At 67.2% G+C, this 26649-nt stretch carries 22 protein-coding genes and 1 tRNA gene; 20 read left to right on the top strand and 3 right to left on the bottom strand.

Translation table 11 applies throughout. From position 1 onward, the window contains the following. The first annotated feature begins 49 nt into the window (after positions 1-49). The 13 genes from AC3AP7_RS13745 to AC3AP7_RS13685 all read left to right on the top strand — a co-directional run bounded on the left by AC3AP7_RS13745 (position 50) and on the right by AC3AP7_RS13685 (position 16945). Complete coding sequence (locus AC3AP7_RS13745; protein WP_475762097.1) at positions 50-1021, top strand: ABC transporter substrate-binding protein; 972 nt, start codon at positions 50-52, stop codon at positions 1019-1021. 20 nt (positions 1022-1041) lie between these two features. Then, positions 1042-2067 (top strand): amidohydrolase family protein, encoded by a 1026-nt coding sequence (locus AC3AP7_RS13740; protein WP_475762099.1) that lies wholly within the window; start codon positions 1042-1044, stop codon positions 2065-2067. Positions 2068-2092: 25 nt separating this feature from the next. Further along, positions 2093-2938, top strand: a complete 846-nt coding sequence (locus tag AC3AP7_RS13735) for an amidohydrolase family protein (RefSeq protein ID WP_475762101.1) — start codon at positions 2093-2095, stop codon at positions 2936-2938. Positions 2939-3005: 67 nt separating this feature from the next. Then, the gene (locus AC3AP7_RS13730) at positions 3006-3860 is read left to right on the top strand and encodes an HpcH/HpaI aldolase family protein (protein ID WP_475762103.1); all 855 of its coding nucleotides are present in this window, start codon (positions 3006-3008) and stop codon (positions 3858-3860) included. Continuing rightward, entirely contained in the window at positions 3860-5419 is a 1560-nt protein-coding gene (locus tag AC3AP7_RS13725) for an acetolactate synthase large subunit (protein ID WP_475762105.1), read from the top strand. The genes AC3AP7_RS13730 and AC3AP7_RS13725 overlap by 1 nt, the downstream gene beginning before the upstream one ends. Positions 5420-5462: 43 nt before the next feature. Further along, entirely contained in the window at positions 5463-6359 is an 897-nt protein-coding gene (locus AC3AP7_RS13720; RefSeq protein ID WP_475762107.1) for a phosphate ABC transporter substrate-binding protein, read from the top strand. Between the two features lie 96 nt (positions 6360-6455). Then, positions 6456-7781, top strand: a complete 1326-nt coding sequence (locus AC3AP7_RS13715) for an MFS transporter (RefSeq protein ID WP_475762109.1) — start codon at positions 6456-6458, stop codon at positions 7779-7781. Positions 7782-8299: 518 nt separating this feature from the next. Next, positions 8300-10573, top strand: a complete 2274-nt coding sequence (locus tag AC3AP7_RS13710; RefSeq protein WP_475762111.1) for a type VI secretion system Vgr family protein — start codon at positions 8300-8302, stop codon at positions 10571-10573. Between the two features lie 12 nt (positions 10574-10585). Continuing rightward, the gene (locus tag AC3AP7_RS13705; RefSeq protein ID WP_475762113.1) at positions 10586-13321 is read left to right on the top strand and encodes a DUF2169 family type VI secretion system accessory protein; all 2736 of its coding nucleotides are present in this window, start codon (positions 10586-10588) and stop codon (positions 13319-13321) included. Further along, a complete protein-coding gene (locus AC3AP7_RS13700) occupies positions 13318-14394 on the top strand; it encodes a pentapeptide repeat-containing protein (protein ID WP_475762115.1) in 1077 nt (358 codons plus the stop codon). The genes AC3AP7_RS13705 and AC3AP7_RS13700 overlap by 4 nt, the downstream gene beginning before the upstream one ends. A 25-nt stretch (positions 14395-14419) precedes the next feature. Further along, positions 14420-15058: a DUF3540 domain-containing protein gene (locus AC3AP7_RS13695; RefSeq protein WP_475762117.1), complete on the top strand. Its 639-nt coding sequence runs from the start codon at positions 14420-14422 to the stop codon at positions 15056-15058. Positions 15059-15065: 7 nt separating this feature from the next. Beyond that, the gene (locus AC3AP7_RS13690; protein ID WP_475762119.1) at positions 15066-15473 is read left to right on the top strand and encodes a DUF4150 domain-containing protein; all 408 of its coding nucleotides are present in this window, start codon (positions 15066-15068) and stop codon (positions 15471-15473) included. 170 nt (positions 15474-15643) lie between these two features. Beyond that, entirely contained in the window at positions 15644-16945 is a 1302-nt protein-coding gene (locus AC3AP7_RS13685) for a hypothetical protein (protein ID WP_475762121.1), read from the top strand. A gap of 322 nt (positions 16946-17267) precedes the next feature. Here AC3AP7_RS13685 and AC3AP7_RS13680 read toward each other — a convergent pair. The 3 genes from AC3AP7_RS13680 to AC3AP7_RS13670 form a co-directional block, all read right to left on the bottom strand. Continuing rightward, positions 17268-17344, bottom strand: a tRNA-Met gene (locus tag AC3AP7_RS13680). A gap of 123 nt (positions 17345-17467) precedes the next feature. Then, a complete protein-coding gene (locus tag AC3AP7_RS13675) occupies positions 17468-19012 on the bottom strand; it encodes a sensor histidine kinase (protein WP_475762124.1) in 1545 nt (514 codons plus the stop codon). Between the two features lie 8 nt (positions 19013-19020). Further along, entirely contained in the window at positions 19021-19770 is a 750-nt protein-coding gene (locus AC3AP7_RS13670) for a response regulator (protein WP_475762126.1), read from the bottom strand. A 233-nt stretch (positions 19771-20003) separates the two neighbouring features. Here AC3AP7_RS13670 and recA point away from each other — a divergent pair, with 233 nt between their 5' ends. The 7 genes from recA to AC3AP7_RS13635 all read left to right on the top strand — a co-directional run bounded on the left by recA (position 20004) and on the right by AC3AP7_RS13635 (position 26549). Beyond that, positions 20004-21092, top strand: coding sequence for a recombinase RecA (gene recA, locus AC3AP7_RS13665; RefSeq protein ID WP_475762128.1), 1089 nt, complete (start codon positions 20004-20006; stop codon positions 21090-21092). Positions 21093-21129: 37 nt separating this feature from the next. After that, on the top strand, positions 21130-21924 hold the full coding sequence (gene recX, locus AC3AP7_RS13660) for a recombination regulator RecX (RefSeq protein ID WP_475767929.1): 795 nt from the start codon (positions 21130-21132) through the stop codon (positions 21922-21924). A gap of 109 nt (positions 21925-22033) precedes the next feature. Continuing rightward, on the top strand, positions 22034-22762 hold the full coding sequence (locus AC3AP7_RS13655) for a DUF2889 domain-containing protein (RefSeq protein ID WP_475762130.1): 729 nt from the start codon (positions 22034-22036) through the stop codon (positions 22760-22762). After that, the gene (gene sucC / locus AC3AP7_RS13650; protein ID WP_475762132.1) at positions 22759-23928 is read left to right on the top strand and encodes an ADP-forming succinate--CoA ligase subunit beta; all 1170 of its coding nucleotides are present in this window, start codon (positions 22759-22761) and stop codon (positions 23926-23928) included. Before AC3AP7_RS13655 ends, sucC begins: the two co-directional genes overlap by 4 nt. Before the next feature lie 114 nt (positions 23929-24042). Beyond that, the gene (sucD, locus tag AC3AP7_RS13645; RefSeq protein ID WP_475762134.1) at positions 24043-24924 is read left to right on the top strand and encodes a succinate--CoA ligase subunit alpha; all 882 of its coding nucleotides are present in this window, start codon (positions 24043-24045) and stop codon (positions 24922-24924) included. A 165-nt stretch (positions 24925-25089) separates the two neighbouring features. Continuing rightward, positions 25090-25794, top strand: coding sequence for a TerC family protein (locus AC3AP7_RS13640; protein WP_475762136.1), 705 nt, complete (start codon positions 25090-25092; stop codon positions 25792-25794). A gap of 191 nt (positions 25795-25985) precedes the next feature. Then, complete coding sequence (locus AC3AP7_RS13635) at positions 25986-26549, top strand: pilin (RefSeq protein ID WP_475767931.1); 564 nt, start codon at positions 25986-25988, stop codon at positions 26547-26549. Positions 26550-26649 lie beyond the last annotated feature (100 nt).

Below are 26649 nucleotides of genomic sequence, written 5' to 3'. Positions count from 1 at the left end.
ATGAACGGAGCCGGGTCAAGCGGACTGTCCCATTCATCAGGAGGCAAAGTTGGCCAGGAAAGTCCCGCTCAAGATTGCGATCGCCGAGCATCCGCATACATCCGCCATTCGCAGCGGCGCCATTCCCATCGAGGGCGTGGACGCCGAGTTCGTCACGGTGAAGCCGCAGATCGGCGCGTTTCGCCGCATGGTGCGCGACGTCGAGTTCGACGTCTGCGAGCTGGCGCCGACCACCTACATCATCGCGCGTGCCTACGGTGCGCCGTTCATCGGCCTGCCGGTCTTCGTCGTGCGCCGCTTCCACCACGCGGGGCTGCTGGTGCGCCCCGACGCCGGCATCCGGACGCCGAAGGATCTGGAAGGCAAGAAGGTCGGCGTGCGCGCGTACTCGGTGACAACCGGCGTGTGGACCCGCCAGGTGCTGATCGACGAGTTCGGTCTCGATTCGTCGAAGGTGACCTGGGTGGTCGACGACGAAGAGCACGTCACGCAACTGCAGTTGCCGCCGAACGTGATGCACGCACCCGCCGACAGCTCGCTCGCGGACATGATGGCGAGGGGCGAACTGTCCGCCGGTTTCGGCGCCAACGCGGGCATCGGCCGCACCGGCGACCCGACGGGCGGCTGGAAAGAGGTCGAGGCCGACTATCCCGATCTGTTCCCGAACGCAGCCGAACTGGAAGCGGAGTACTACGCGCGCACCGGCGTCTATCCGATGCACGGCACGATCGTCGTCAAGGATGCGGTGCTCGCCGAGCATCCGTGGATCGCGAAGTCGATCTACGACGCGTTCGCGCAGGCGAAGCAGGAATGGCTCGTGAAGCTCGACGCGGGCGAAGCGACGAGCAACGGTGACAGGAAGTACCTGAAGCTGCGCGAGATCGTCGGCAACGACCCGCTGCCGTACGGCATCGAGGAGAACCGCAAGACCATCGAAGCGCTCGAAGCCACCGCATTCCGGCAGGGCCTGACGCCGCGGCGCATGTCCATGAGCGAGCTGTTCGTCGATCCCCGCGTCTGAATCCCGCAAGGAAGTCAATCATGATCATCGATTGCCACGGACACTTTACGACCGTCCCGGCCTCGTTTCGCGACTGGCGGGCGAGGCAGATCGAAAGCGCGAACGATCCCGCCAGCGCGCCGCCGCGCGCCGGCGCGCATGTGAGCGACGACGAGATTCGCGAGGGCGTCGGCAACGGCCAGTTGCGTCTGCAGAAAGAGCGCGGCGGCGACCTCACGCTGTTCTCGCCGATCGCCGGCCTGATGAGCCACCACCTCGGCAACGAACGCACGAGCCTCGAATGGGCGGAAGTGTCGAACGACCTCGTGCGCCGCGTGTGCGACCTCTACCCGGATAACTTCGTGCCGGTGTGCCAGTTGCCGCAATCGCCGCTCGCGCCGCCGAAGAATTCGATTCCCGAACTGCGCCGTTGCATCGAGCAGATGGGCTTTGTCGGCTGCAACCTGAACCCGGATCCGAGCGGCGGCTACTGGACCGGCAAGCCGATGACGGATCGCGAGTGGTATCCGCTCTACGAAGCGCTGTGCGAGCTCGACGTGCCGGCGATGATTCACGTCGCGGCCTCGTGCAACCCGTGCCATCACGGCACCGGCGCGCACTACCTGAACGCGGATACGTCGGTGTTCATGCAGCTGCTGCAGGGCGACGTCTTCAGGGACTTCCCGACGCTGCGCCTGATCATTCCGCACGGCGGCGGCGCGGTGCCTTATCACTGGGGCCGCTATCGCGGCATGTCGCTGGAGATCGCGAAGCGTCCGCTCGAAGGGCTGCTCGACAACATCTTCTTCGACACCTGCGTCTACCATCATCCGGGCGTCGAGCTGCTGACGAAGGTCGTGCCCACGAGCAACGTGCTGTTCGGCTCCGAAATGATCGGCGCGGTGCGCGGCCGCGATCCGGACACGGGCGAATACTTCGACGACACGAAGCGCTACGTCGATGCGTGCGCGGCGCTGAGCGACGCGGACCGCCACGCGATCTTCGAAGGCAACGCACGCCGCGTCTATCCGCGCCTCGACCAGCATCTCAAGGCCCGGGGCCTGTAAGGCCGCGACGGGCTGGACGGACATCATGAACTTTATCGACATTCATCCTCACATCATCTCGGACGACGAGACGCGCTATCCGCCCGCGCCGCTGTTCGGCAAGCGTTCGGACTGGTCGCAGGAGCGGCCCAACACCGTCGAGGCGCTGATCCAGGCGATGGACGAGGCCGGCGTCGCGAAGGCGGCTGTCGTGCACTCGTCGACGACGTACGGCTTCGACAACCGCTACGTGGTCGATAGCTGCAACCGCTACAGGGACCGGCTCGCCGCGGTCGGCTCGGTCGACATGCTGGCCGACGACGTGCCCGCGGTGATCCGCGCATGGGCGGACCAGGGACTCGTCGGCCTGCGCATCTTCACCGGCGGCTCGACGAAGGACTTCGATCCGCGCGAGCTCGACAACCCGAAGTCGTTCAGGGCCTGGGCGATGCTGGCCGAGCTGAAGCTGCCGATGTGCATCCAGACCGGGCCGATCGGTTTGCCGCAGGTACGGATGCTGGCGGAGAAGTTTCCGGGCGTGAACATCGTCCTCGACCACCTCGCCCGTCCGGACGTGCTCGACGGGCCGCCGTACGCGAATGCGGCGGGTCTTTTCGCGCTCGCCGATCTGCCGAACCTTTACCTGAAGCTCACGCCGCGCATTTTCGGCGACGTGCGGAAGGAGAAGGCGAGCGCCGACACGTTCTTCCCGCGCGTCGTCGAGGCCTTCGGCGCGCAGCGCATGGCGTGGGGCTCGAACTTCCCGACCTCGCCGGGCACGCTCAAGGCGATTCTCGCGGCGGCCGGCGAGGGACTCGCGTGTCTCGACGACGACGCGCGTGCGTGGATTTTCGGCAAGACCGCCGAGCGGCTGTATCCATCGTTGCGCTGACAACCGAATCAAGCCAGGCGCGCGCGCATCACGGATGCGGCGCGCGCATCGAGAAAGAGAGATCCTCATGTCTACCCGCCTGAACAGCATCATCCGCGCTTTCGAATCCGGGATGGCCGCGCACGCGGCTTTCGCGAAGCTCGACAAGCAGACCGCCATCGAGATGAGCGATGCGCCGTATGACGGCCTCGTGTTCGAGATGGAGCACAACCCGTACGACGTGAGCGCGCTCGGCGATGCGCTGCAGTACCTGCTGAGCCGCAAGCAGATCGCCGAGTCCGCGTCGGTCGCGGCGAAGGTGACGCCGCTCGCGCGCATTCCCGCCAACGGCGTCGAGATGAACCAGAGCTTCGCGAAGCAGGTGCTCGATCGCGGTGCCTATGGCGTGATCTGGCCGCACGTGGCGACCGTCGAGCAGGCGTACAACGCGGTGGCCTCGTGCCGCTACGCGCGCCCGAAAAGCGCGCCGCTGTACGAGCCGAAGGGCATCCGCGGCGACGGTCCGGCCAACGCGGCGCGCTACTGGGGCCTGTCGATGGCCGACTACTACACGAAGGCCGACGTGTGGCCGCTCGCGCCGCACGGCGAAATTCTCGTCGGCCTGATGTGCGAGAGCATCGAGGCGATCGAGAACCTCGACGACATCCTCGCGAACGTGCCCGGCATCGGCTTCATCCTGATCGGCGAGGGCGATCTGAGCCAGCAGCTGGGTTGTCCGCGCGAGTACGAACATCCCGAGGTGATCGATGCGATGCGCCGCATCGTCGAGACCTGCCGCAAGCACGACGTGGTCGTCGGCCATCCGCATGTGAGCGCGAAGAACCACCGGCGGCTGCAGGAAGAAGGGTATCGCTTCCTGATGTCGGCGCCGCAGCGCACCTACGGCGTGGTCGGTCTCGCACGCGACATGGCGGGCTACTGATGAACGGCGCGGAAAGCCTCGTTGCGACGCTGGTCGAGCGGGGCGTCGACATCTGCTTCGCGAATCCCGGCACGTCCGAGATGCATTTTCTCGCGGCGCTCGGCGGCCATCCGCGCATGCGCAGCGTGCTGTGCCTGTTCGAGGGCGTGGCGACCGGCGCCGCGGACGGCTGGTTCCGGATGAAGGACACGCCCGCGTCGACGCTGCTGCACCTCGGGCCGGGGCTCGCCAACGGGCTCGCGAACATCCACAACGCGAAGCGCGCGTCGTCGGGGATGGTGAACGTCGTCGGCGAGCATTCGATGTCGCACCTGAAGTACGATCCGCCGCTCACCTCCGATATCGAGGGTCTCGCGCGGCCGCTGAGCCACTGGGTGCGCCGCGCCGAGGGCGCGGACACGATCGAGTGGGACACCGCGCAGGCGGTGGCGCGCGCAAGCGGCCATCCGGGGCAGATCGCGACGCTGATCCTGCCGGGCGACACGTCCTGGCAGCAGGCCGGCGCCGCACCGGCACTGCCGCCGCCGGTCGCGGCGGCGCGCAAGGCGCCGGACGCGGCGCGCATCGAGCACGTGGCGCGCGTGCTGCGCTCGGGCGAGCCGGCGCTGATCATCCTCGCGAACAAGGCGACCCGCGGCGCGGCGCTCGACAAGGCAGGGCGCGTGGCGGCGGCGACCGGCGCGCAACTGGGCTCGCAGTTCTTCACCGCGCGCATCGAGCGCGGCGCGGGGCGCGTGCCGCTTGCGCGCATTCCGTACGCGGTCGCGCAGGCCACGGCGTTCCTGAACGGCTTCCGGCACATCGTCACGGTCGAGACGCGCGAGCCGGTTGCGTTCTTCGCGTACCCGGACAAGCCGAGCCTGCTGAAGACGGAAGGCACGCTCGTGCACACGCTCGTCGAGGCGGACGAGGACAGCGAGCTCGCTTTCGACATGCTGCTGCAGGCGCTTGGCGCGGCCGGCACCGCGCCGCTCGCGCAGCCGCGCATCGAGACGGCCGCGCCGAGCGGCGCGCTGAATCCGCTCAGCATTGCGCACGCGCTTGCGGCGGCGTTGCCGGAGCAGTGCATCGTCGTCGACGAGTCGCTCACGACGGGGCGCGAGTCGATGGGCCTCACGATGGGCGCGCTGCCGCACGACCTCATCAACAACATGGGCGGCTCGATCGGCTATGCGACGCCGGTGGCCACCGGCGCGGCGCTCGCGTGCCCGGCGCGCCGCGTGTTCTGCATGGTGGGCGACGGCAGCGCGATGTACACGATCCAGTCGCTCTGGACCCAGGCGCGCGAGGGGCTGAACGTCACGACGATCATCTTCGCCAACAACAGCTACGCCATCCTGAAGGCCGAGTACGCGAACATGGGCGCGGGCACGCCGGGCGAACGCGCGCTGTCGATGATCGACATCGACCGGCCGCGCATCGACTGGCTGGCGATGGGCCGCAGCATGGGCGTGCCGGCGGTGGCCGTAGAGACGGCGGAAGATTTTCACGCGGCGCTGGTCCGCTCGGTTCGCGAGCCGGGACCGTGCCTGATCGAAGTACGGCTGTCATCCGTTTGACCAGAATCCGTTTGACCCGATTCAACGAGAAGGAATCACATCCATGACAACGACGACGCTGAGCGGAGTGCCGACGCTGCGCACCAACCTGGCCGAGTATGCGGTGACGAAGGCGATGCGGGACGGGCGCGTGACGTCCGACCTCGTTGCGCTCGACTATTGCGGGCCCAATCCGGCGCACAACGGCTTCAAGGCGATGGTGCGCGAGAGCGCGTTCGATGCGGGCGAGCTCGCGATCGTCACGTTCCTGCAGGCGAAGGCATACGGCAAGCCCTATGTGCTGCTGCCGGCGCCGATCTCGGGACGCTTCCAGCATCATTGCGCGGGCTACAACATCGATTTCGGCGCGCTCGCGCCGAAGGACATCGAAGGCAAGCGGGTGGGCGTGCGCACCTACACGCAGACCACCGCGCTGTGGATTCGCGGGATTCTGCGCCACGAGTACGGCGTGGACCTCGACAAGGTCACGTGGATGACGCTCGGCGACGGGCACCTGGCCGAGTACGGCGATCCGCGGAACTGCGAGCGCCTGCCGGCGGGCTCGTCGATTCCGCAGATGATGCTCGACGGCGAACTGGCGGCCGCGCTGCTCGGCGAGGACATGCCGAAGGACGAGCGCGTGCGCACGCTGGTGCCCGACGCGCAGAACGCGGCGCGCGACTGGTTCGCGCGCGAGGGCGTCGTGCCGATCAATCACATGTTCGTGGTGCACGAGAACGTGTCGAAGCAGCGCCCGGATATCGTGCGCGAGCTGTACCGGATGATCGCCGCAAGCCGCTCGCTCGCGCAGGGCGTGCCGGCGGTGTTTCCGCCGCTCGGGCTGGAGGCGAACCGCAAGGGCATCCAGCTCGCGATCGACTGGGCGCTCGACCAGAAGATCATCCCGCGCCGGCTGACGGTGGACGAGCTGTTCGACGACGTGACCGGCAGCCTCGGCTAGATGCGCCGCGGGCATGCGAGGGCGAACGAGGGCGGTCGATGGCGGTCGATGGCGGCCGATAGTGGCTAACAGCGGTCAATCGTAGCCGGAGACGGATTGGACGGGACAACGCGACAGAAGGCGGCACGGCCGGCGCATCGCTGGGGCATTCTCGTGCTGCTGGCGCTCGGGCTGATGATTTCGTTTGCGGACCGCACGAGTATGTCCGCCGCGTTTGCGGACCCGCCGTTCGTGCACGAATTCGCGCTGACGCAAGTCGAGCGCGGCTGGCTCGGCTCGGCGATGTTCTGGTCCTACGGGCTGCTGCAGGTGCCGATGGGGTGGCTCGTCGATCGCTACGGCGTCAAATGGCCTTACGCGATCTGCTTCGCGCTGTGGTGCGCTGCTGCGGCGGCGACCGGCGTGGTGACCGCGCTGTCGGCGCTGATCGTGATGCGCCTGCTGATCGGCGCCGCCGAGGCGGTGGTGGTGCCGGCGACCTATCGCTACCTGGCGGACCACTTCGACGAAACCCGCAAGGGCACCGCGCTCGGCATCTATTCGATCGGCGGCAAGATGGGGCCGGCGCTGGGCGCGCCGCTCGCGGCGTGGCTGATCGCAACGCACTCGTGGCGCACGATGTTCGTCGTCACCGGTCTTGCCGGGCTGGTCTGGCTGATCCCGTGGCTGCTGATGCTGCGCAACGATTTCCCGTCGCCGGCGGGGCTCGCCGCGGCCAGGCAGCGGGCGGCCACGGTGCCGCTCGCCAATCTCCTGCGCAGTCCGGTGGTGTGGGGCGGTCTGATCACCAACTTCTGCTACAGCTACTTCGCGTTCTACAGCATGACCTGGATGCCGGCCTATCTGGTCGAGCAGCGCGGGTTTTCGCTGAAGCAATCGGGGCTGTACACGTTCTTCAGTTTCGCCGGCATCGCGATTGTCGCGGCGCTCGCGGGCTGGGCCGCGGACCGCGCGATCGCGCGCGGCCACGACGCGGTGAGCGTGCGCAAGGCGTTCATCGTCGCCGGGTTTGCGGGCGGCAGCACGGTCCTGCTGGGCGCGAATGCGCATTCGCCGGAGACCGCGCTGTTCTGGAACATCGTGTCGCTTTCGCTGCTGGGTCTGGTGACCGCGAACAACCTTGCGCTCGTCAAGCTTACGCTCATTCCGAAACCGGCCGTCGGTCTCAACACCGGACTGCAGCAGGTCGCGACCAGTCTCGCGGGCGGCGTGTCGGCGAGCCTGTCGGGCTGGCTGCTTCATCTGGGCGGCAGCTACACGCTGCCGATGCGGGCGATTGTCGTATTCCTGATGCTCGGCGCGGCCAGCGCCGTCGTGTTGCTGCGGCGTCAATGGGCCCCGCGGGTCAACGCGCGCGATCCTGCGGCGCGCGACAGCGACGCTGCCGCGGTTTCGATCGGCCTGCCCCCCGGCCCCCGCTGACACACGGACGGACGAAGCTGCTATCCTGCGGGCCTGCAGGATAGCGCTGCGCCGTCGGCGAACGATCCCATCCCCGGTCCGGCACGGACCCCTGCGGCGACGCGCGCAAAGGGCAAGGGCGCTCGCGCGCCCCGCATTCAGAAAGAACAAGTGATTCCGCTTCGATCGGAGGGCAACACTTGCATGAACAACACCGTCCGCATGCTTCAAGCCCGGCGCGCGCCGCCGGCTGCGTTCTTCTTCGTGCCGCGCACGCGGCGGCGACCGGCGCGTCGTGCGCTGTTTCATCCGTAATGCGACTGAAATGTGGCGGCAAGACGGCCTCGCCAGAATGGCGGCATCTTTTCCGTGACGTGGCGCATGATCTCTTCGTTCAACCGGACCGTGACGCGTGAGCGTAAGCGACGCAGCGCGCCCGCTGCAACGGGCCGCGCCAGCGGCATGCCGGTGCGCACGATGCGCACCACCGGCACGGCCGCGCGGCAGCCATGCCCCCGGAACCCCAGGAGGACAGGTTCATGAGTTTGACTGACAGCGAACAGGCCAATCTGCGGTTCGACTTCACGTCGGCCGCGTTTGCCGAGCAACCTTTCTCCGTGATCGAACTGGAGGGTGTCGAGGCGCTCTCCCGGCCGTTCCGGTTCACGTTGACCCTCGTTGCGCGCGACCCCGACATCGATTTCCGCACCGTGCTCGACCATCCGGCCACGCTGCGCATCTTCGCGCCCGACGGCCGCAGCGCGACGCCCTATCACGGCATGCTGGCCGAGTTCCAGCAACTGCACCAGGCGGACGGCTACGTGTTCTATCAGGCGGTGCTGGTGCCGCGTCTGTGGCGGCTTTCGCTGTGGCGCATCTCGGAGGTCTACCTGCACGAGCAGTCGATTCCCGAGATCGTCGCGAACGTGCTGAAGGACGGCGGGCTGCATCAGGGGCAAGATGTCGAGCAAAAGCTCATCGACCACTATCGCGCGCGCAGCTTCGTCTGCCAGTACCAGGAGTCGCACCTCGATTTCATCTCGCGCTGGATGGAAAAGGAGGGCATCTACTATTACTTCGATCACGACGGCACGGCCGACAAGATGGTGATCGTCGACGACAAGCTGATGCAGCCCGCCGATGCGCTGAAGGTGACCTACCTTCCCGACGACCGTCACGACAGCGGGCTCGTCCCCGACGCGGTGCAGAGCTTCGCGAGCCGCTACCGGCCGCTGCCGCGCGAGGTCGTGCTGCGCGACTTCAACTATCGCAAGGCGGCCGTCGAGCTCAAATGCCGCCATGAAGTGAGCGCCGACGGCGTCGGCGAGGTCATGTACCACGGCGAAAATTTTCACGACGAGGCCGAAGGCCAGCACTACGCGAAGCTGCGCGCCCAGGAAATCCTGTGCGGCGGCGCGGTGTTCTCGGGCAAGGCCACGGCGGTCGGGTTGCGCGCCGGTTACTTCATGGAACTGCATGGCCACTTCCGTGCGCCGTTCAACGCGCGCTACCTCGTGACGGAGATTCATCACCGGGGTTCGCAAGCGGGCGCGCTGCTCGCGAGCGTCGACGACGGGCGCGGCGGCAAGCAGGCGGAGATCGCTTACCGCTGCAGCTTCCGCGCGATTCCGGCGGACGTGCAGTTCCGCCCGGAGCGCGCGACGCCGAAGCCGCGCATCGGCGGAACGCTGAACGCGACGATCGACGCCGAAGGCAACGGCCGTTACGCGGAGCTCGACGAGTACGGCCAGTACAAGGTGCAACTGCCGTTCGATCGCACGGACAAGCCCGCGGACAAGGGCTCGGCGCGCGTGCGCATGGCGTCGCCGTATGCCGGCGCGAAGAACGGGATGCACTTTCCGCTGCACAAGGGCGCGGAGGTGCTGCTGTCGTTTGCCGACGGCGACCCGGACGCGCCGGTCATCATCGGCGCGGTATCGAACACCGAGAACCCGAACCTGGTGACGAGCGCCAATTCGAGCCAGAGCCTGATCCAGACGCACGGCGGCAACCGTCTGCAGATGGAGGACTCGCAGGACCACCAGAGCGTGTCGATCTCCACGCCGCACGCGGATTCGTTCATCCGCATCGGCGCGGCGGCGGGCGCGGGCGCGTCGGGGGAGGCGGGGTCGCCGGCGCAGGCAGCGCAAGCAACCGCGCATTCCGCGGCGGGTGACGGCACGGGTGACGGGATCAAGCTTTCCACCGCGCAGAACGTCGTCGTGCTGGCCGGTGCCGTTTCGCAGGGCAACAGCGCTCCGCTTGACGGGTCGGGCAATTTCGACACGAGCCTCGACGGGAGTTACTCGCTGGAGGCCGGCAATCCGGGCACGGCGCAAGCGAATGCGAGCGCGAATTACACGGCCAATATTGCCGGCACGTGGAGCACGACCGCGGGCGGCAATTACACGTTGAAGGTCGACGGCGCGTCGACCGTCTCGATCGGCGGCGAATCGCATACGACGATCCTCGGCGCCCACTACTGGACGAACCTGCAGGATACGAAGCAGGTTTTCGTCGGCTCATGCCTCAATCTCTATGGCGGCGACAACGACGCGATGTACCTGGGCCAGCGCGGGCAGCTGATGGCCGGCGTGAACACGATTGCGAATATCGGCATCTTCACCCAGCAGAATCTTGCGATCGTGCTCGAGACCACGCTGGCCGCCAGAATCATTCTTCAGGCCGGCATCAAGAGTGAAACCGGGACGCTGCAGAACAAGAGCATCGGCACCATGCTGAGTAACGTGGGCACCAGCATCACGGATTCGATCCTCGGCATGATGGGTGCGCAGATGTTCATCATTGTCTAACGGCGCCCGACGATGAAAACGATCAAGCCCGGCAACCTCGCGATTCTCCACCGGACCTATCCCGATGGCGACAAGGACTGGCTGGCGGTGACCGGGGTGATCCTGCTGCCGTTTGCCGACACCGCGCAGCCTGTGTCCGAACCGGCGCTCTGGAAGTTCGTGAGCGCGCAACTCGGCAAGGACGCCGCGCTCGACGCCGGCATGCCGAAGACGAGCGCCGAGTTCCTGATGACAGGCCGCTGCCACGCGCCTGGCGGCACGCCCGTGGCGAGCCTGCCGGTGCGGGTCAAGGTGGGCGCGTGCGAAAAGACGCTGACGGTGGTCGGCGAGCGGCATTGGAGCCGCACGCGCGACGACTGGATCGCGTCCGAACCCGCGCCGTTCGCGCAACTCGACGTCAGCTATGCCCACGCGTTCGGCGGCGCGGGCTTCGCGCGCAATCCGCTCGGCAAGGGGATGCCGCCCGAGCAGGAGGGCGGCCCCTGGCCGCTGCCGAACGTCGTCGATCCGGCGGCGCCGGCGGCGCGTGCCGACGATCGTCCGGAGCCGGCGGGCTTCGCGCCGATCGACATCAGCTGGCCGCAGCGTTCCGCGAAGGCCGGCACCTACGACGAACACTGGCGCAAGACGCGTTTTCCGGGGTTCGCGGCCGACATGGACTGGCGCATCTTCAACACGGCGCCGCCGGATCAGTGGCTGCCGGGTTTTCTGCGCGGCGACGAGGCGGTGGAAATCGACGGCATGCATCCGTTGCAGGCGAGCCAGCGCACCGCACTGCCGGGCTACGTGGTGCGCTGTTTCATCACGGAGCCGAGCGGTGGCGAGCCAGTGTTGCGCGACGTGCCGATGCATGCCGAGACGCTCTGGCTCTTCCCGAACGCCGCGCATATGGCGTTGATCTTCCGCGGCACGCTTGCCATTGCGAGCGACGATGCATCGAGCGTGCTGCACCTCGTCGCGGGCCTGGAGTCGCGCGATGCGCCGAAGCCTGCCGCGCACTACGAGGCGGTGCTCGCGCAGCGGCTCGACAAGCGTCGGGGTTCGTTGCATGCGCTGAATGACGCGCCGCTGCTCCCCGCATCCCTGCAACATGCCGCGGCGCGCGCCGGGATGGCCGACACCGCGGCCACGCCCCAGCCCCAGGGGTTCATGGCGGCGAACCAGCGGCGCAAGGCGGAGAAGGAACTGGCGCGCGCGAAACAGCAGTTGACGGCGCAGCGGGTGCAGTTGCTGGAGACCGCGCGCCGCCTTCAGCTTGCGCCGCCGGATCTGGGCGAAATCGACAAGGCGCTGGCCCATACGCTGCCGCCGGAGATGCCGGCGCCGCGTCTGGACGCGTTGCCGCAGATCCTCGACGAAGCCGAGCGCGCGACCGCGCAGGCGCGCGCCGACGCGCTCGCGAAGAAGGTCGAGGCGGAGCGCGCGATGCGGGCGCTGTGCGCGCAACAGGGCCTCGATTACGACGCGATGACCCGCCCTAAAGCGTCACCGCGCTTCAAGGCTGCGGAGATGCTCGCGAAGCTGCAAGCCACCGATGCCGCGATGAAAGCCGCCGGCGGGACCCGTCCGGACGTCGCGCGCCTGCTGGCCGACCCGAAGCTGATGCAGCGGCTCGAACAGGCGGAGCAGAGCGCGCTCGACACATATCGGCGCGGTGCGCAGCATTTTCCGCCGACCGAAGTCGGCGCGCAGTCGCTGGCGCTGCGCGAGCAGGTGGTCGCGGGCCTTGCGCGCGGCGTGTCGTTCGCGGGGCAGGACCTCACGGCCGCCGACCTGAGCGGCCTCGATCTGTCGAAGGCCGACTTCTCGAATGCGCTGATGGAGAGCGCGCAACTGGGCGGCGCGCGGCTGGCCGGCGCGCGCCTCGGCGGCGCGCTGCTGGCGCACGCGGCGCTCGCCGGCGCCGATCTGAGCGGCGCCGACCTGACAGGCGCCAACCTCGGCAAGGCGGACATGGCCGGCGTGCGCGCCCACGGTGCGAATTTTTCGCGCGCGATTCTCGACGAAGCGAACCTGCGCGACGCCGACCTGAGCGATGCGCAACTGGACGGCGCGTCGCTTGGCTCCGCCCGGCTCGGCGGCGCCACGCTCGCACGCGTCTCGGCGGCCGGACTGAAGTTCATCGACGTATTCAGTACGCCTGATGATTCGGGTGTCGAAGAGGCCGCCTCGCCGGAGGAGCAGCCGGGCATGGACCTGCGCGGCCTCGACCTCTGCGGCGCGAACCTCGAAGGCGCGCTGTTTCTGAATGCGCAACTCGACGGCGCGCGCCTGTGCGGCGCGAAGCTCGCGGGCGCCACGTTGCTGGGCGGCTCGGCCGTGAAGGCCGACTTCTCCGGCGCGCATCTGGTGGGCCTGCGGGTCGTGCGCGGCTGTCGGCTCGACGGGGCGAGCTTTGCCGGTGCCGATCTGCGTCGCGCGAACCTGCGCGGCATCGCGATGGACCAGGCCAACCTCGCGGGCGCGCATCTCGACGACGCCGATCTCTCCGAAGCAAGCCTGCATCAGGCGGTGCTGGACGACGCGGACGCGGTCGGGTTGCGCGCGGTCAAGACCGATTTCACGCAGGCCCGCATGGCGCGCATCGACCTGCGCGGCGCGGTGCTTCAAAACGCCCAGTTCGCCGGCGCCGACGCACGCAACAGCAACCTGTACATGGCCGATCTGCTGAAGCTGCGCCGCGACGCGCAGACGCTGTTCGACGGCGCGAACCTGGGCCGCACCTCATTGAAGGAGACGACGCAATGACCGCAGACGAACTGGCGGCGCGCGCGTTCGACGGCGACGTGATCCAGGCGGCGGACTGTGCCGGCGCCGAGCTCGGCGGTATCGACCTGCGCGGCGCGATCCTGGAGGAGGTGTCGTTTCGCGGCGCGAATCTCGCGGGCGCGCGGCTCGACGAGGCTGTGCTCGACCGCTGCGATTTCTCCGATGCGAACCTCGCGGGCGCGAGCCTGAGCCACGCGGTGCTGCATCGCTGCCGGCTGGCCGGCGCGACGCTGGCGGCGGCGAAGATGGCGGCGGTCAAGCTCGTCGAGTGTGCGATGGCCGGCGCGCGATTCGTCGAAGCGGACCTCGCGCTGGCGCGCGTGAGTGCCTGCGATCTGGCGGGCGCGGACTTTTCGTCCGCGTTGCTGGAGCGCAGCGCGTTCATCGAGAGCACGCTGACGCAGGCGCGCTTTACGCGCGCGAAACTGCGTCAGACCACGTTCTTCGACGACCGGTTCGACGGCGTGCTGTTTGACGGCGCCGAGTGCTTCAACCCGAACTTCTTTCGCGCCGCGCTGGCCGGGGTCGATTTTTCGGACCTCGTGCTCACGGCCGCGCAGTTTACCGAATGCGATCTGAGCGGCGCGCGCTTCTCGGGCGCCGATCTGACCCAGGCCAACTTCAAGAGCGCGAATCTGTCCGGCGCGCAACTCGACAAGGTGCGCGCGCCCTATGCGCTGTTTCCGCAGGCCGTGCTGCAGCGAGCCGTCCTGAAGGACGCCGTGTTGCAGAAGGCGATCTTCATTGAAGCCGATGTGTCGCGGGCCGATCTGTCCGGCTGCGATCTGTACCAGGCGCAGTTCGCGAAAGCCCGCTGCCATGCCGCGCGCTTCGCGGGCGCGCGGCTCGACGACGGCGATTTCTCGCACGCGGACCTGAGCGCGGCCGATTTCACGGACGCGACGCTCGTCAACGCATGCCTGCACCGGGTCCGGGAAGACGGTGTGCAGGGGCTCGGCGCGAACCGCGCGCGCGCCCGCGAAACCAGCGGCGAACTCGCCGCGGCCGAAGACTTCAGGGGCGCCCAGGGCGGGGCCCCCGCCGCTCATTGAACCGAATTGCACAAGGAGACCGAGCATGATCACCGCATCCGTTACCCCCGAGACCTTGCGGCAGCAGTACGGCGAGGTCGTGCAGGCCGGCGCCGCGCTGTCCGTGCGGACCGCCGACCGGCTGCTGCGCGCGCGGCGCGCGGCAAGCTGCCTGCTCGAACCGGCGAAGGGCGACAAGGTTCTGGTGCTGACCGATACCGTCGACACATACGTGCTCGCCGTGCTGGACAGAACCGGCGACACTCACGCGACGCTGGATCTGCCCGCCGATGCGGAAATCCGCGCGGCGGGCGGGCGCCTCAGGCTGACCGCGCGCGACGGCATCGGAATGGAAACCGCTTCGGATATCGCACTGCTTGCGGGCGGACTGAATGTCAGCGCGGTCAAAGGGGAGGTGCTGGTCAACAGCCTGTCGTTCACCGGGGATCTGCTGCGCGGATGCGTCGAGCGGATGAAGCTGGTGGGCCGCAGCCTCGACACGGTGCTCGAACGCTACCATCTGCGCGCGCGCCGCTCGTACCGGCGCATCGACGAGATCGAGCAGCTGAACGCCGCGCAGATTCATCACGAGGCGAAGCATACGCTGTCGATGCACGCGAAAAACACGCTGATGACCGCCGACGAACTCGTCAAGGTCGACGCCGAACAGATCCACATGGGCTGAGGACATCATGTTTGCCAATACCCAGATGGGCGGTCTGAACATGGGCTTTCCGGACGTCTGCCTGACGCCGGTGCCGTCGCCGGCCGGCCCGATCCCGACGCCCCTGCCGTACCCCAACCTGGCGGAGGGGATGATGGGGGTGCCGGCGGTCTACAACGTGCTGTTCGGGGGCACGCCGGCGCACAACCTGTCGACGATCGTGCCGCTGAGCAACGGCGACAACGCGGGCGCGATGGGCGGCGTCGCCTCGGGCACGATGATGGGCCCGACGCGCTCGCTGACCGGCGCGTTTTCGGTGCTGGTCGGCGGGATGCCGGCGTCGCGGCTCACCAGCGTGACGCTGCAGAACACGACGAACTGCCCAGGCGTGCAGACGGTGCCGAGTCAGGTGACGGTGTTGCTGCTCGCGCCTTGAGGAGGGCGGGCCTCGTGCGCTCGCCACGCCGGCGGCGTTGGGCTGAACCGACGCCGCTCGGCACGGATGAGGCTTCGTCTCCTGAGCATCCGCTTCGTGCCACGCCCCGCGGTGCCGAAACGAGGCCGTTATGATCGGCCCACGTCGTCACAGAGGGGGAGTGGAGCGCTATGGGCAGCAATGACGTTTCCGGGTTCTCGACATTCGCACGCGAGACCGAGGAGCGGGAGGCGGATTGGGCATCGCCGCCACAGACGACCGGCGAAGGCGGCGGGAGCGACCCCGCCTTCGCTCGCGGGGGCGCCGCGCTGGCGGCACTCGGACCGCGTCCGGCCTCCGCCGGGGCGCAGGGTCCGGCTCAGGCCGCCGCGGCGCGTGCGCCGCTTTCGGTGAAGTGCAAGGCGCCGTCCGCGCCGGCTGTTCTGGCGTCCGCCGACAACGCATCAAAGGACACCGCCGGCGCGCGGCCGGCGGCGACGCGGGCGGAGCAAAACGCCGCGCTGCGTGCGGCAATCTTTCAGCGATGGCGAACGGCAAACAGGCGCGAAGTTTTCCCGATAACGGACCCCGACGGTCCGCCGACGATGGCGATGCTGCAGGACTACCCCGGGAAACCGGGCGCTTACCTGGTTGTCAACCCGAACGGCGGGCCAGCGCGCTTTACCGCGATGCCGCGCGACGACGGAAAACTGATTGGGGCGCCGCTGATGAAGGCGGGCGCGTATGACGAGCATGGCGCATATATTCCTGGCACGGATTCACGGTTTCCGTTTCAGGATGCCGACGCTTATGGATCGCCAAGCGAGTATCTGGTGACCCAGCGGGATAAGGATATTTCGGATTGCGAAAAATTCGACGAAAAGTACCATCTAACGGTCAACGCACGTGGAATCGGCAAGTGTACATACCGGGAATTTGAATCGCTTTACGGTCGCTATACCGTCAGAAGTATCGACACGGACACGGATCTTCCCGATGTTGAATATCCTTATGTCACGATAAAAACCGGCAGGGAAGCGTTGTCGACGGAAGGTGTCGCCACGTGCCACAGCATTACGTTGTATGGCGTAAATGAGAGGGGGGAAATCGTCATGATGAAATACCATGACGGTGGCGATGAGAACGTTCTGACGCACATGTCTACGCAAATGCGGACGCCCGGCAAAATGGAAGGAATGGCGGTCAGGCCGCTTTTTTTCATGATCGTGGGCGGCCAGTTTGGCCCGGGGGGCGGGCGTGATGCCAGTACGATTGCGCGCGAGAGGATATTGCTGAAGGAGTCTGACAGGCTGCGCATTCCCGTTCGCGCGGCGAGATTTCATACGACAACGCTGGAGTTCGACGAGAACGGAAATGCGCTTGAAGGACAACGATCTCTTTCGGTGGCGACTATTTCAACGAAGGACGGGGTGTTTTACCGCGATGAGGACGGGAGTAGTAATGGGGGCAGTTCTTTTGGGGACGATGAGTAGCCGGGCGGCCTGAACGTTCGTGTGGGGAGACACTTTGCCATGCGGCGCAGGACGGCGGTGAGGGCTAACCGCACGGAGAATCCGGCTCGCGCGGCCCCTCGGCGGACGCATGGAAGGGCGCCGGCCATGGCTTCTTTCAGCGGCGGCATGGTGACAGCGTGGCCCCGCATACTTGCACTTCGCTGCAGGTTCGATTCATCGGGCAACGCATGAAGCGCGGCCGGATTCTTTATTTATATCAGTGATCTGGACGTTCGGTTCGCTGGCGTCGGCCAAAACCAAAAAGGCCGCTGCCCTTGCGGGACAGCGGCCTTTCTACAACTGGTGGCGAATCAGGGATTCGAACCCCGGACCTGCGGATTATGATTCCGTCGCTCTAACCGACTGAGCTAATTCGCCGAAAGAACGCGAATTATGGAGATGCAGGCCGCGCTTGTCAAGCCCCGTCCAGGCAAATTTCGACAGGCGGGACCGGTGGAGCAGGGCGCGCCGCTCGTCGGCCCTGATTGCCCGCCCGCGCGTTCAAACCGCCCCCTCGTCCACCCGCTCCCGCATCGGCAAACTCACCCGTACGAGCGTGCCCGCAAGGCGCGGCGCCTGCTGATAAACGTTGTCGTCGAGCGTCAGCGTGCCGCCGTGCATCGTCACGATTTCGCGCACGATTGCGAGTCCGAGCCCGCTGCCGTCGCCCTCGCGGCCGAGGATCCGGTAAAACCGCTCGACCACGCGCTCCCGCTCCGCCGCCGGAATGCCGATGCCGGTATCCTCCACTTCGAGATGCACCTGCCCGGCCTGCGGGTCCGGCCGCACGCGCACCGTAATGCGGCCGCCCGCGGGCGTGTAGCGGATCGCGTTGTCGATCAGGTTCGACAGCATTTCGCGCAGCATCACCGCATTCGCGTCCAGTTCGACCGCGTCGTCCGGCCCTTCGTAGCCGAGATCCATCTGCTTCGCGAGCGCGGCCTGCACCCAGTCGCGCACGGCCGCCCGCGCGAGCACCGTCAGTTCGACCGGCGCGAAAATCTGCCCCGACAGCCGGTTTTCCGCGCGCGCGAGCGCGAGCAGTTGCGTCACGAGCCGCGCGGCCTGCTCCGAACTCGTCGCGATCTGTTCGAGCGAGCGGTGCACCTCGGCCGGCACCTGTTCGCGCAGCGCGAGCTCCGCCTGGGTGCGCAGCCCCGCAAGCGGCGTTTTCATCTGGTGAGCGGCATCGGCGATAAAGCGCTTTTGCAGCGCCATGTTCTGTTCGAGCCGCGTGAGCAGGTCGTTGAACGACGTGACGAGCGGCTCGATTTCCGGCGGCGCGCGGCGGGCCTCGAGCGGCGACAGGTCGTCCGGCCGCCGTGCGCGGATGTGCGCCTGCAGCGCGTGCAGCGGCGCAAGGCCGCGCGACAGTCCGAACCACACGAGCAGGATCGCGAGCGGCAGCACGACGAACTGCGGCAGGATCACGCCCTTGATGATGTCGTTCGCAAGCTGCCGGCGCTTGTCGAGCGTCTCGCCGACCTGCACCAGCACCGGCTGCGCGCCGGGCGTCCGCGGAAACGCCACGGTCGTGTACGCGATGCGGATGTCGTTGCCGCGCAGCATGTCGTCGCGAAACTCGACGAGCCCCGGCGGCGGCCGGTCTTCCTCGTGCGGCAGCGGCATGTCGCGGTCGCCCGCCACCAGCTCGCCGCGCGTGCCGAGCACCTGATAGAACACCTTGTCGACGTTGTCGCTGCCCAGGAAGTCGCGGATCACACCGGGCAGCGACAGCTCCGCCACGCCGTTCACCGGATGGATCTGGCGCGCGAGCACGTACGTGTCGGCTTCGAGCGCGCGGTCGAACGGACCGTTCGCGATCGACTTGGCGACCAGGTACGTGACGGCGATGCTCATCGGCCACAGCAGCAGCAGCGGCGCGAGCATCCAGTCGAGAATCTCGCCGAACAGCGAGCGCGGCCGGGCCCCGGCGGCGGCCTCGGCTTCGTCGGGCGGCGCGAACGGGTTCGCGTAGCGCGCGTCGCGCGCCTTGTCGTCGAGATCCGCCGTTTGCGCGGATGGCCGCCGGGCGCGCGCGGACATCGTCGTGCCTATCTGGACGGCGCGGACGGCGGCCCCGCGCCCAGCCCGGAGGACGCGGCCGGCGGGGCCACCGGGGCCGGCGGGGTCTGCGGCGGCGTCTTTTCGAGGCAGTAGCCGAGCCCGCGCACGGTAACGATGCGCACGCCGCTCGGCTCGATCTTCTTGCGCAGCCGGTGCACGTAGACCTCGATCGCGTTGTTGCTGACCTCCTCGCCCCACTCACACAGGTGATCGACCAGCTGCTCCTTCGACACGAGCCGCCCGATGCGCTGCAGCAGCACTTCGAGCAGCCCCAGCTCGCGTGCCGACAGGTCGATCACCTGGTCGTTGATCGACGCGATCCGGCCGACCTGGTCGAACGACAGCGAGCCGTGCCGCACCACCGTCGCGCCGCCGCCGGCCGCGCGCCGCGTGAGCGCGCGCACGCGCGCCTCCAGCTCGTTGAGCGCGAACGGCTTGGCCATGTAATCGTCGGCGCCGAGGTCGAGCCCCTTCACGCGTTCGTCGACGCTGTCCGCCGCCGTGAGGATCAGCACCGGCAGGTTCGAATTGCGCGCGCGCAGGCGCCGCAGCACTTCGAGCCCGGACATGCGGGGCAGGCCGAGATCGAGAATCAGCAGGTCGAAGCTCTGGGTGGACAGCGCGGTGTCGGCCTCGACGCCGCTTTTCACATGATCGACCGCATAGGCCGATTGGCGGAGTGATCGGACCAGACCATCCGCGAGTATGCTGTCATCTTCGGCAATGAGAATTCGCATGATGCGCCAGAACGCTCTCGCCGGCGCCGTTCAGGCACCCGGCGCGCGGCGGTCTCCAGAATGTGTCGCCGGTAGTTTTGCACGGCGCGGCTGGCGCAACGAGAGAAACGCGCGAGAAACGTGCTTGCCAAAACTACTGTTTTTTTATACAGTGTCTGCGTTTAGTGTGCTGTCCACGCAAAATGGGCTGCACGTCTGCCTCAGACGCCGTTCATCATAGCAAAGGACGATTCATGGAAGAAAGCAAGAAAGGCTCGGCTGGACTGACTGCTGAGAAGAGCAAGGCGCTGGCCGCCGCGCTCGCGCAGATCGAAAAACAGTTCGGCAAAGGATCGGTCATGCGGCTCGGCGCGGGTGAGGCGGTCGAAGACATCCAGGTCGTATCGACCGGGTCGCTCGGCCTCGACATCGCGCTAGGCGTCGGCGGCTTGCCGCGCGGCCGCGTGGTCGAAATCTACGGGCCGGAGTCGTCCGGCAAAACCACGCTCACGCTGCAGGTCATCGCGGAAATGCAGAAGCTCGGCGGCACCGCGGCGTTCATCGACGCGGAGCACGCGCTCGACATTCAATACGCGGCCAAGCTGGGCGTGAGCGTGTCCGACCTGCTGGTGTCGCAGCCGGACACCGGCGAGCAGGCGCTGGAAATTGCCGACGCGCTGGTGCGCTCGGGCTCCATCGACATGATCGTGATCGACTCGGTCGCGGCGCTGGTGCCGAAGGCCGAAATCGAAGGCGAAATGGGCGACTCGCTGCCGGGCCTGCAAGCCCGTCTGATGTCGCAGGCGCTGCGCAAGCTCACCGGCACGATCAAGCGCACCAACTGCCTCGTCATCTTCATCAACCAGATCCGCATGAAGATCGGCGTCATGTTCGGCAACCCGGAAACCACCACCGGCGGCAATGCGCTGAAGTTTTACGCGTCGGTGCGTCTCGACATCCGCCGCATCGGCTCGATCAAGAAGAACGACGAGGTGATCGGCAACGAAACGCGCGTGAAGGTCGTCAAGAACAAGGTGTCGCCACCGTTCCGCGAAGCGATCTTCGACATCCTGTACGGTGAAGGCATTTCACGCCAGGGCGAAATCATCGACCTCGGCGTGCAGGCCAAGATCGTCGACAAGGCCGGCGCCTGGTACAGCTACAACGGCGAACGCATCGGTCAGGGCAAGGACAACGCACGCGAATTCCTGCGCGAGAATCCCGAAATTGCCCGCGAAATCGAGAATCGCATTCGCGAATCGCTGGGGGTGAATGCAATGGCCGAGTTGCCAGCCGGCGCGGGTGCCAACTCGAACGCGGAAATCGAGAGCGAAGAGGAGTAAGCACGCTGTGATACGCAAGGGCCCCCCCGCCGCCGGGATGCGAGATGCGGGCGGCCCGCGCAGCGAAACCGGAGGTCGGGGTCCCAGGGGCACCGACCCCGGGCGTGCGTCTCAATCCGCGGCGCCGACGGGCAGACCCTCGGCGCAAACACCGCCAGGCGCGGCCGACCGGTTCGAAACGTTCGAAGCATTCGAGGCGCTCGAAGCCCACGAAGCCCACGAAGCATTCGAAGCCCACGATCAGGCTTCGGCGTCTGCTGCGGGGAAGCCGCCCGACCCCCACGCGATCCTGCGAGCCGCTCACCCGCGCGAGGCGGAAGTCGCATATACCCGCTCGTCGGATCAGCGCCGTGCCCGCCCCGATCGCACGGACAAGACGCAAGGGCGCTCGCTGAAGGCACGCGCGCTTGGCTATCTGTCGCGGCGCGAATACAGCCGCGCGGAGTTGTCGCGCAAGCTGGTTCCCTATGTCGACGCGGCAGACGCGCTCGAAGGCCTGCTCGATTCGCTGGAGAAGGAGGGCTGGCTGTCCGACACGCGCTTTGCGGAAAGCCTGATTCACCGGCGCGCGGCGCGCCTCGGCGCGGGCCGCATCGTCAGCGAACTGAAGCGCCACGCGGTCGGTACCGCGCTGATCGAAGAGGCCAGCGCCCAGCTCCGCGAAACCGAACTGGAACGTGCGCGGGCCGTCTGGCAAAAGAAATACGGCACGCTACCCGACACCCCGGCCGAGCGGGCCCGGCAGGCCCGGTTTCTGGCCGCGCGCGGCTTTTCCACTGCCATCATCGGCAAGATTCTGAAGGGTATCGACGACGAATGGAGCGGCGAATAGCCGGCGAACCGGCCCCGCGCACCGGCTTGGTGCTGTGCACAATCCAGACTGTCTCAAATACCCAGTATGCTAAACTCCAGTGGTTTTCCAATCTGGCCTTTCCTTCCGCATGCCGCTCGCCCCGCCAGTTCCCCGTCAATTGCGCCATCGCCGCGCGATCCGAGCGGAGGCCTATGAGCGCGAAGACGGTTTGTGGGACATCGAGGCCTGCCTGACCGACCAAAAGCCACGCGACGTGGCGCTTGCGTCGGGCGTCCGGCCCAACGGTCAGCCGATCCATGAACTCTGGCTCCGCATCACGATCGATCGCAAGCTCAACGTTGTCGACGCGCAGGCGTCGTCCGACTGGGTGCCCTATCCCGGTCGATGTGAAGCCAGTAACCCCGCCTATCGGGCCCTCATCGGGCTCAACCTGTTCCAGAACTTCCGTCGCGACGCTGCCCGTTTGCTGGCCGGCACCGCAGGCTGCACGCACCTCACGGAGCTCTGCGCAATCCTGCCCACTGCCGCCATCCAGGCCTTCGCTGGCGACGTCTGGAACACCGCCGGCCAGTCGTCGCGCGGGGCGCAGGGAACGGACGGCGCAGGCAGCGACGCAGACTCGAACGCAAAACCGCCTTTCCAGCTGGGTCGCTGCCACGCGCTGCGATTCGACGGCGAAGTGGTGCGCCAGTTCTACCCGCGCTGGTTCGGCCGCGCGCCGGAATCCGCGGGGTCCGCGCAAGCCGCGAACGCGGCCGGCGAGCGGACGCGAGACAGTAACGGCAGCGCCCGGTTGAGCGGCAGCAGCGGAAACGAAGTTCTATCCAACTCTCAGACTGAAGGGAATCACGCATGAAGATTCACGAGTACCAGGGTAAGGAAATCCTGCGGAAATTCGGCGTCGCGGTACCGCGCGGCAAGCCGGTGTTCTCGGTGGACGACGCGGTCAAGGCCGCCGAGGAGCTGGGCGGTCCGGTGTGGGTCGTCAAGGCCCAGATCCACGCAGGCGGTCGCGGCAAGGGCGGCGGCGTGAAGGTGGCCAAGTCGCTCGAACAGGTGCGCGAGTACGCGAACCAGATCCTCGGCATGCAGCTCGTCACGCACCAGACCGGTCCGGAAGGCCAGAAGGTGAACCGCCTGCTGATCGAAGAAGGCGCCGACATCAAGAAGGAACTGTACGTCGGCCTCGTGATCGACCGCGTGTCGCAGAAGGTCGTCGTGATGGCGTCGAGCGAAGGCGGCATGGACATCGAGGAAGTCGCCGAAAAGACCCCGGACGCGATCCACAAGGTCGCCGTCGATCCGGCCGTCGGCCTGAAAGACGCCGAAGCGGACGCGCTCGCGAAGAAGATCGGCGTGCCGGACGCGTCGATCCCGCAAGCGCGCGCGATCCTGCAGGGTCTGTACAAGGCGTTCTGGGAAACCGATGCATCGCTCGCCGAAATCAACCCGCTGATCCTGACCGGCGACGGCAAGGTGATCGCGCTCGACGCGAAGTTCAACTTCGATTCGAACGCGCTGTTCCGCCACCCGGAAATCGTCGCGTACCGCGATCTGGACGAAGAAGATCCGGCTGAAGTCGAAGCGTCGAAGTTCGATCTCGCGTACATCTCGCTCGACGGCGACATCGGCTGTCTCGTGAACGGCGCGGGCCTCGCCATGGCGACGATGGACACCATCAAGCTGTTCGGCGGCGAGCCGGCGAACTTCCTCGACGTCGGCGGCGGCGCGACGACCGAGAAGGTCACCGAAGCGTTCAAGATCATGCTGAAGAATCCGGATCTGAAGGCAATCCTCGTGAACATCTTCGGCGGCATCATGCGCTGCGACGTGATCGCGGAAGGCGTGATCGCGGCGTCGAAGGCCGTCTCGCTGAAGGTGCCGCTCGTCGTGCGCATGAAGGGCACGAACGAAGACCTCGGCAAGAAGATGCTGGCCGAATCCGGTCTGCCGATCATCTCGGCGGACAGCATGGAAGAAGCTGCGCAGAAGGTCGTCGCGGCTGCCGCGGGCAAGGCGTAAGCCGGTCCGGGACGGTCAACCAGGATTACGCATGGCGGCGCGCGAGCGACGCGGGCGAGCGGTGTTTCGCCTGCCGGCGCACCGGCGCGACGCCAAACGAACAGAGGTCATTACATGTCGATTCTGATCAACAAAGACACCAAAGTCATCACGCAGGGCATTACCGGCAAGACCGGCCAGTTCCACACGCGTGCCTGCCGTGAATACGCCAACGGCCGCGAAGCGTACGTCGCGGGCGTGAACCCGAAGCGTGCCGGCGAAGACTTCGAAGGCATTCCGATCTACGCGAGCGTGTCGGAAGCGAAGGCGGAAACGGGTGCGAACGTGTCGGTCATCTACGTGCCGCCGGCAGGCGCGGCCGCCGCAATCTGGGAAGCCGTCGAGGCCGACCTCGATCTCGTCATCTGCATCACGGAAGGCATTCCGGTGCGCGACATGATCGAAGTGAAGGACCGCATGCGCCGCGAAAACCGCAAGACGCTGCTGCTCGGACCGAACTGCCCGGGCACGATCACGCCGGACGAACTGAAGATCGGCATCATGCCGGGCCATATCCACAAGAAGGGCCGCATCGGCGTCGTGTCGCGTTCGGGCACGCTGACGTACGAAGCGGTCGGCCAGCTGACGGCGCTCGGCCTCGGCCAGTCGTCGGCGGTCGGCATCGGCGGCGACCCGATCAACGGCCTGAAGCACATCGACGTGATGAAGATGTTCAACGACGATCCGGAAACGGACGCCGTCATCATGATCGGCGAAATCGGCGGTCCGGACGAGGCGAACGCCGCGTACTGGATCAAGGACAACATGAAGAAGCCGGTGGTCGGCTTCATCGCGGGCGTCACCGCGCCTCCGGGCAAGCGCATGGGCCACGCCGGCGCGCTGATCTCGGGCGGTGCCGACACGGCCGAAGCCAAGCTCGAAATCATGGACGCGTGCGGCATCAAGGTCACGAAGAACCCGTCGGAAATGGGCCGTCTGCTGAAGTCGGTGCTGTAAGCCGGCACACGAGATGTAACAGGGCGGCTGGCGCCGCCGATTTCTGTTACGCTTACGATCACCTTTCGTAAGCGGGCAGTCTCCCAGCGGGGAAGCGCTCGAGCGCTTCCCCGCTTTTTATTTGGCTTCGCGCCGGATAAGCGGGCTGGCCGCGCCTTTCCGTCCATGCTCGAATTCCTCGCCACGCTTCACTGGGGCGCCGTCCTCCAGATCATTGTGATCGACATCCTGCTGGGCGGCGATAACGCGGTCGTGATCGCGCTCGCATGCCGCAACCTGCCGCCCGCACAGCGCACGCGCGGCGTGCTGTGGGGAACCGCCGGCGCCATCGCGCTGCGTGTGGTGCTGATTGCGTTCGCGGTCATGCTGCTCGACGTGCCGCTGCTGAAGTTCGCCGGCGGGCTGTTGCTGCTGTGGATCGGCGTGCGCCTGATGGCGCCGGCGCACGATCCGCACGAGCAGATCAAGCCCGCCGCGAAGCTGATGGCGGCGATCCGGACCATCATCGTCGCCGACGCCGTGATGAGCCTCGACAACGTCATCGCGATCGCCGGCGCCGCCGAGGCGGCCGATCCGCAGCACCGTCTCGCGCTCGTGATCTTCGGCCTCGTCGTGAGCATTCCGCTGATCATCTGGGGCAGTCAGCTCGTCCTGAAGCTGCTGGACCGGTTCCCGGTGGTGATTACGCTCGGCGCGGCGCTGCTCGGCTGGATCGCGGGCGGCCTGATCGTCAACGACCCGGCCGGCGATCGCTGGCCGATTCTCGATACGCCGTATGCCGAGTACGGCATGAGCGTGGCCGGCGCGCTGTTCGTCGTGATCGCCGGTGCGTGGTTCAGGCACCGCAATCGCCAGCGCGTCGCCGGCTGAGCACGGCGTCGGGCGCCGGCCATCCGGCCGACTGCCAGTGCGCGGCCTCGCTGGATACGATCGAAGCGCCTGTCCTGATTCCCGGGGCAGGCGCTTTTCGTATCAGGAGTCTGCTCATGAATCTGTCCATCGCTGTCCGGCCGCCCATGCCCTTTCCTGCCCGCCCGCCGGGCGGCCCCGCGCGCGCGCCCATGCCGCCGCGGCGGCTGCGCTGGGGCGCGCGCCTGACGCAATGCCTGCGCGCGTTCGGCTTTACGCTGATCGAACTGATGATCGTGCTCGCGATCGTCGGCGTGATCGCTGCGTATGCGATCCCCGCGTATCAGGATTACCTCGCGCGCAGCCGGGTCGGCGAGGGGATCTCGCTTGCGTCGTCCGCGCGTCTCGCGGTTGCCGAGAACGCGGCGAGCGGCAACGCGTTCGGCGGGGGCTATACGTCGCCGCCCGCCACACGCAATGTCGAGTCCATCCATATCGACGACGGCAACGGCCAGATCGCGATCACGTTCACCACCCGTGTGGCGGCGGCGGGCAAGAACACGCTGGTGCTCGTGCCGTCGGTGCCCGACAACGCCGATTCGCCCACCGCCCGCGTCGCGCTCGCGCAAGGGGCCGCGCAGCCTGGCACGTTGACGTGGGAATGCTTTGCGAACGGCAAGAGCGCGTCGTCGCTGCCCGCGCCAGGTGCGGGGCCGACGCCCGCGGAGGCTGCCACGTTGCCCGCGAACCTCGCGCCGCCGGAGTGCCGCGCGTAAGCAAGATGGAAGATCACCGGAGCGGCACAACGCGGCAATCGGCGCTTTTCTGGCACTTTCGGACTTGTGCGGCGCACAGCGCGGAGAATTTTTTGTATAG

The sequence above is a fragment of the Paraburkholderia sp. PAMB 6770 genome (assembly GCF_057748135.1).
This window is presented reverse-complemented; position numbering and strand designations above follow the sequence as displayed.